The sequence below is a fragment of the Geothermobacter hydrogeniphilus genome (assembly GCF_002898515.1).
Lineage (GTDB): Bacteria > Desulfobacterota > Desulfuromonadia > Desulfuromonadales > Geothermobacteraceae > Geothermobacter_A.
Genome location: NZ_PPFX01000071.1, coordinates 1 through 6,933 on the forward strand (window position 1 = coordinate 1; position 6,933 = coordinate 6,933).

The 6,933-nt window shown below is 41.9% G+C and carries 7 protein-coding genes; 1 reads left to right on the forward strand and 6 read right to left on the reverse strand.

Features of this window, described 5'->3' with window-relative positions:
• Positions 1 to 165: 165 nt before the first annotated feature.
• The 6 genes from C2E25_RS17145 to C2E25_RS17170 are packed head-to-tail and all read right to left on the reverse strand — an operon-like array spanning position 166 to position 5,919.
• Positions 166 to 738, reverse strand: coding sequence for a hypothetical protein (locus C2E25_RS17145; RefSeq protein ID WP_103116929.1), 573 nt, complete (start codon positions 736 to 738; stop codon positions 166 to 168).
• Positions 739 to 740: 2 nt separating this feature from the next.
• On the reverse strand, positions 741 to 1,379 hold the full coding sequence (locus C2E25_RS17150; protein WP_146033016.1) for a hypothetical protein: 639 nt from the start codon (positions 1,377 to 1,379) through the stop codon (positions 741 to 743).
• Complete coding sequence (locus C2E25_RS17155) at positions 1,363 to 2,904, reverse strand: hypothetical protein (RefSeq protein WP_103116931.1); 1,542 nt, start codon at positions 2,902 to 2,904, stop codon at positions 1,363 to 1,365. Before C2E25_RS17155 ends, C2E25_RS17150 begins: the two co-directional genes overlap by 17 nt.
• 58 nt (positions 2,905 to 2,962) lie before the next feature.
• Positions 2,963 to 3,628, reverse strand: a complete 666-nt coding sequence (locus C2E25_RS17160) for a hypothetical protein (protein ID WP_103116932.1) — start codon at positions 3,626 to 3,628, stop codon at positions 2,963 to 2,965.
• Positions 3,629 to 3,650: 22 nt separating this feature from the next.
• Complete coding sequence (locus C2E25_RS17165) at positions 3,651 to 4,736, reverse strand: hypothetical protein (protein ID WP_146033017.1); 1,086 nt, start codon at positions 4,734 to 4,736, stop codon at positions 3,651 to 3,653.
• Between the two features lie 22 nt (positions 4,737 to 4,758).
• A complete protein-coding gene (locus tag C2E25_RS17170; protein ID WP_103116934.1) occupies positions 4,759 to 5,919 on the reverse strand; it encodes a hypothetical protein in 1,161 nt (386 codons plus the stop codon).
• A gap of 65 nt (positions 5,920 to 5,984) precedes the next feature.
• Between C2E25_RS17170 and C2E25_RS17610 the strand changes: the two genes are divergently transcribed.
• On the forward strand, positions 5,985 to 6,236 hold the full coding sequence (locus C2E25_RS17610; RefSeq protein ID WP_158247330.1) for a hypothetical protein: 252 nt from the start codon (positions 5,985 to 5,987) through the stop codon (positions 6,234 to 6,236).
• The last annotated feature ends 697 nt before the right edge of the window (positions 6,237 to 6,933 follow it).

Consider the following 6,933-nt stretch of genomic DNA (forward strand, 5'->3'; position numbering starts at 1 on the left):
GAAAAGCCTACGGGTTTCGAACCCTCAAATGCCTGCAAATCGCCCTATATCACGAGCTTGGCAAGTTGCCGGAACCTGATTATCTCCACAGATTCTGCTGACGAGCCGAAATTAATAAAACACATACAAAAACAATCCTCATACACCCCCCCTGCCTAAAAGGTATTAGTCAAAATGTTTTATTGTCCATTTTTTATTTTTTTCAAAATAGTGTTCCATTCTTATTAGACACTTATAAAATTCCACAAAGCTTTTTCTGTCGTAGATTAAATAGACATCATCATCGACAATAGCAGAAAAGCACTTGTCAACCATGATGCCTTCTTGCGTCTCAGACGTGGCAAAAATCGGCTTCCTTTTAAATATCTTTTTTATGAGATTTTCATCGACATCCCCGATATCATATGTCAACACCTTCGTCTTCTTGTTTCTATACTCACTGAGAACATCTCTTATACCGCCCTTTTCACACCTATAGTCACTATCGTATTTAGATTCATAATCATGGCACAGATAACTGGCACCAGACTTGTCAAAGCTAAAAACGGTAAAACTTATTTTTGGGCCCATGTAACTTGCAATCAGATAATCTGGACTCGGAAGCGTATTTTTACAGACAAAATACGTTTGTATGTTCCCAGATATATCTGCCACATCCCGAGTTAAGCATCCTCCGTGGGCGAGAGACAGGGCTCCTAACAACAAAAGAAAAAAAATGCTGACAAGACCGGTTTTCATGATTAAAAATCATCAGCAAGAGGACTTTTCTTCCGATAACCAGAAGCTGGCTTGATCTCTCTGGTTCCTACACTCGACGAAGAGCCACCTGACTCACCTCTCTTAATCTCTCGGTCGATAGTTTGACGGGCATCCGCAGCGGCCTGGGATATTTGAGGTTTCCACCCCATTCTAACCAAGACCATTTTCATATCTATATCAACACATTCATCGAGTTTAACTATGCCAGACAGAACAGATTCCGTTTCCTGGCCTATGTAATCACTGACTCGCGTAATTTCCTCAGCCGAACCAGACGTTTCCCCACTTTCGGTCGTTTTCTCTCTCTGTTCGAGAAGGTATTCCGTCAATGTTTTCCCTTTAACTTTTTCTTTAATAAAGCTAACGAAATCTCTTTTTGCCTTCAACTCAGCTTTTTTTCTTGCAGCCCCAATCAAGCTGGTTTTGGGTGCCAAGAAGCTTTCCTGGGCATACATTGATATGGATTTTAGCCGACCATTTTCATCAAATTTAGGCAAAACACCTTCGATCAGAGCTCCCTCTTCCATCATCTGCTTACATCCTCCCGCAAAACACGTTGCGGAAAAGGAAAACACGAACACCACAGAAAGGAGGACTAAAAGGCTACCAATCTTTTTCATGTTTTTTCTCCAATTCTTTGTATTTTTGATTTGCTTCTTTTGACGCTCTTATGCGCTCCGCATCATTGTTTTCATAATTACGTCTGCCAGAACCTCTGCTTATCCTTCCAGAAATTCTCAAGGCAACAATTTTTGCATATTCACTTTCTGAAGGCTCCATTACTCTCTGCTTTACCAAAAGGACTGAGTCACTAACAACAACCTTAGTTGTCGCGGGATCTATTAGCTTATATGCCACCTGTGCACTTAATAGTCCTCTTTTAATATTTCGATTACCTACGGTTCTATTTATTTCCACAGGTGAATAGGAAATGACCTCTGTAACCAATATCAAGTCCGCCCCCACATGATTCCCCAATCGGGCCATTTCATCAATGGGGGCATTACCAGAGGCGACAAAATTGAGTTCAGCGAAAGTGTCCCCTAAATATTCTCTATCTAGTAAATTAAATTTACCAGTTCCATTTATTTCTTTTTCTATTATTCCTTGGACAAAACTGGCAAATTTCTTCAATGACTCATCGTTAGGTGACAAACCAGAAGTCAATTTTGGATTAAGTACAATTATTGTTTTTTTGTTTCTATCAATACCACTTTCATACTTAGCTAATGAAACTCTTAATGATACCACGACTCCATTAGTCGTTTCTTTCTTTGACAAAACCTTGTAGGAGCGAATAGTGCCTTTGGTTTTACTTTTACTTCTTTCGGTTTGAGAATGTGATTCAACTGCAACGCCAAGAGTTACAGCCCCAGAAGTTTCAAGGGTCTGTGTTGTTTGGGTCAAGTCTATCTCTGATTCCAACGATTCACCAAACACCTGGCTAACAGCTTGCCGAAGCCCAGATCTTACAGCTTCGTTAGAATCTTCTCCCTGCCCTTCAACAACTACAGTTACAATTTTCACTCCAATGCTCGAGGAAGCCGCTCCTGAGGAATCTTGATTCTTGCCCGCAGCCTTTTTCTCTGTAGACTGCGAAGACATAGGTCTGGCAGCGGCCTTTGAGGCGTCAGCAGCAAAGGCCGAGAGGCTTGGCTTCCATCCCATGCGAACAAGGATATACTTTCCATCCACATTGACACATTCATCTAATTTGATAACACCTGAAATCACGGCTTGCGTCTGAGAAGAAATGGTGTCTACCAACTGATTAACTTCCGCGGCATAGCCTGATGTTTCTCCAGACTGATCTGTAAGCGTTGCCGTTTCCATGAGATAGTTCGACAAGGTACCCGCAGCCAACTTTTCCTTCAAAAAATTGGCAAATTCTCTTTTTGCCTTCAACTCAGCCTGCTTCCTTGCCGCACTTATCAAACTCCTCTTTGCTGACAAAAAGGAGGCTTCTCCATACATGGAGAGGGACTCAATCTTTCCATTTTTACCAATCCTAGGCACTATCCCCTCAATAGCCCCTGCTTCTCGCTCCATCTTCCTGCAACCATTGTCAGCAAATACGCAAGCAGCATCGCAAAAAAGGAATAAAGGCAAGAAAAGAATCAAAAACCAAATTTTTTTCTGGACCATTTGCCGCACCTTTTTGTGGATAGGGCCCCCGAAGAATAGGGGGCCCTTAAAATAGGTCTTACATCGTGAGGCTACTCATCATTTCGCTTTTGGCATCTTCTGGATACTCAATATCTTTTGCAGTAGCCAACTTGAAAAGAGTAGGCGCTGTTTGAAGTATATTGCCAGCACCCTTCCCGGCAACAGGTGCGGCCTTAATAAGCCCTGCAAATTTTATTTTTTGCATCGCAGGAGCATCCATGGCTTTTTTTGACAAGATTTTCACATCTTTTAAACCCTTTGCATAAAGGATCCCCCCCTTAATGTATTTCTTCATTGCCGCAGATGCCTTTTTCTTCTGTTCTGCAGTAAGGTTGTCAACGCTCTTAAGCTTTTCCAATGTAGCCTTTGTTACTGAGTCGTCTGATTTTTGGATTTCTGAAAAACTGCTACAAGAACTGGACCCACACTTTTGCAAATTGGCTACATGGCCACGCAATTCCGCAGCCTGCTCCTTAAGCCCAACGACATCAGCCAAGTCTGCAACTGCATCGGACAATTGTGATTGGCCAGCATAAAGATCAGCAAGAGCGGAATCTGACTGCTTTGACATTGCAGCCCAATCAGTCCCACCAGAGCCTCCTCCTGTTACTTTCTTCAATCCCCCCAGGCCGAATCCGTACGAATCAGGTGTTATACATACGGAAACAACCAACACCAACAGAACTCCAACCAGCTTCTTCATTATCGCTTCCTCCTTTTGTTAATTAGCGGACTTCCTTGGCTTGCAATTTTGCAATCACAGTTTTCAAGGCATAGTCCGCTGCCTTAATGACAGCCTCTTGCTCAGCAGCGACCTCATTTGTATGCATGGCAGTAAAAGTCTTATTTCTTACAGATGCAACGCGCCTGGACCGCCCATCTTCAATTCTCCACACCTTATAAGAAACATTGGCATCGACGGCCTTCAACCCAGTGGCAGGATCAACCCGGTGACCACTCAAAGTCACTTCCCCCATGCCAAAATAAGACCATCCACAATCAATCGCAGCGTTACGAATTGATTTCACCATCCTGCTGCCCATTTTCGCATTAGAACGAAATTCTTCGTAAACATCTTCAAGAAACGGAGCGCCACAATCAGTCAGATCTTCGTATTCAAGAGGCGAATACCCCGCATCCTCGAGTCTCTCGGAAACAACATCAGCTAGCGAAGTATTATAATCTTCGCTTACTTCGTAAACAGTCTCGGCTCGCTTTTGCGTTACGCTTCCCCCTGACTCTTTTACGGTCATATCTTTCGTATTTACAGCATCAACATCACCAGCATTCGAGATACCGGTTGTCTGTTCAACTACACTCGAGGATTCACTTCTCGTTACATCAACAACTCTCTTTTTATAATTTTTTTGCTGTACTTGTACTCGCGCAATAAATAAAGAGCCGAAATCTGACAACTGACTGTCATTTGCGCTACCAGCAGCTGAATTTCTTGTAAAAAGATCATCGACAGCAACATCATTAATCTTGGCTCTTATTGCAACAGAATATCGATCATTTTTTTTATCGTTTCTTTCACCCTCAATTTGATATGACATAAATTGGTCGAGGTTGTTCAAAAACTGCGACTTAAGCCTAGTCTGGTATATTGACATCCGCGCCCTTGGAAACTTGGAAGTATACTTTCCCCATGCATCTAACTTCGCCTTTTCTAGTGCCTCATTTTTTACTTTATCATTTAAAGACCACTTGTAACCAACTGTCGCACTACCTCGCACCTCATCCCCAAATGCGCTTGTTGTAATGGCAAGAACAATAATGACAACAAAAACCATTACTTTTTTAGAAAGCATTGAATCAACCTCCATTTGGTGTTTATTGTAACGTCGACATAAACTCCTTCGATATCTTTTCAATCGATCTTTTTGATTGCGAGTAATTAAAAGATCTAACCTTCAACCACTTCTTATCTATATCTTTAAATTGTTTTGCCAAACCATCCAGAATTCCCATTAAAAGTTTTTGGAACTCTGTTACATCGTCTAGGCCAACCCCTTTATCAACGTTACAACAATTCACATCTTTTAAGCCAAACTTGGCGAATTCCTCTTCTCCAAAAAGATGAGAAATAACCGTCATTGAAAGGACACCGCCATAACATAGGCAGTCGGTGGCTTTATTAGGCTTCTTTTGATACAACAACTTATGAACTCGAAAATTTATGGTATACCCAGGCTCAGGCAACACAATCGTCATATCACCAGAGGGAAGGCGAGTTGCTACCTTGTTTCCAATGGCATATCCTACTTTGTTTGGAATCAAAGCAAGACCGCTTTCACTCATAAGCCTGTTTTCAAAAAATGTCGAGAGATACGAAGCTATAAGGTCCTTTTTGGGAGAGCGTGCTACAGACTCATGGACAGTGTCATCAATGGTAAATTGCCCAATTTGAACGTACTTAGATGGGAGTGAATTCAACTTGACATGTTCGAGTCGCTTAGACATTTCTGAGAAAAAGTTCACCCCAAGGGTGTCGTCGCTTAACACTGATTTAAAAATTTTTTTTGTTTCATTCTCATCAGGCTTAGTTTCATAGACTTTTGAAAATCTTGTAATAAGAGGGACAGATGCGACCAGTTTTTTGGTTTTAAGATTAAAAAATATAGCGGCCCCGGATATACTATAATTTTCTAAATGTTTGATTTTATTTGATACAATAATCGCCTCGTGAAAAACATTTTCTCCAGTAATCGTAATAGCCAAGGCTATTGGATCCAGGCCTGAAATATCGACGGTTCCAAACTTAACAGCAAAAGGATAGCTTTTTCCATCCAACAAAAGTTTTCTAGCCCATACCTCTAATGGCTTATTATCTAACTCAAAAAAAGAACTTGTCACTGGATATAGCCGATTCCTGTCTGCCCAGTTACCTGAGAAACCCACGCCCGACCAAATAACTTCGTCAACGTTCGCAAAAGAAAAAGCTGGAGCATATAATACAATGACTAAAAAGATGACAAAAATTGTTTTTTTCATTTTTTCTTGACTTTTACCTTTTTAGCGGTGTTCTAAGTTTACAAAATTTTTTCTTTGGGGGTCCTATGAAATACTCTTTTCGCTTTTTTTCTATTATTTGTATTACATTTTCAGTCGTCTCTTGCGCCCAACCGCAGTATCAAACCCTTTTGAGCACAGACTCGATGATTCGTTTTCGACATGCCAAAACTGATGAGGCTTTAACTGCCATCAACAATGCAGCCATCAATCACTGCTTCAAGTCTCAAGCCAAAGCCCAAAAAGGCAAAACCATTTGTGATGGGGAAGAATGCGAAACATCTTATATTTGCGAATAACTTCAATGCCCTAACAGCAACACCCAACCATGGTCGATATTCAACCAAAAACAAGGGTGCAATGAGCCTCAATGGCTCATTACGCCCTTCGATAAGCCAGCAACGATGTCCCCCTCACGATTCATCTCCCCCCCCTCCTTTTTCCACGGCACCCAACACTTAAATTTATGGTACCCGCTCGTTAGAATATCATAATTCAAAATTTATATCAGCCAAAAAAATCCTTCAACTCAAATCCTCCAAACAGGCAGACACCTCTCCTTTTTGTAAAAAAATCATGTGCTTATCAAGAGCCTTGCCTGCATTTAGCCAAGCCCGCCCCTTGGCCGGACCAATACCACCAGACCAATCCACGCCTAACCCACTACGCCACTTCACAAACCATCGGTTATTTCACTCGATGCCTGGTCCTCCCCACCATTCTGAACAAGAACCAAGGCGAAACGATACTGCCCCTACTGCCTTGCAGAGATCTCCATGCGAACGATCACCAGGGCGACTTCGGAGCCAGGTGTTTGAGGATAAAACGCTTCACAACTTGGTAACACCACGTTCGCGCAACAGCCACGATTGATAACGTAATATACTCAACTTTCGCACCATTCTAAATGGCGCAACAGGCTGAATGTAAATTGGTTTTTCAAAACATAGAGGCCGGAAGTAGCATTGGCCGTCGTAATAAGCCCGGTATCTGAGC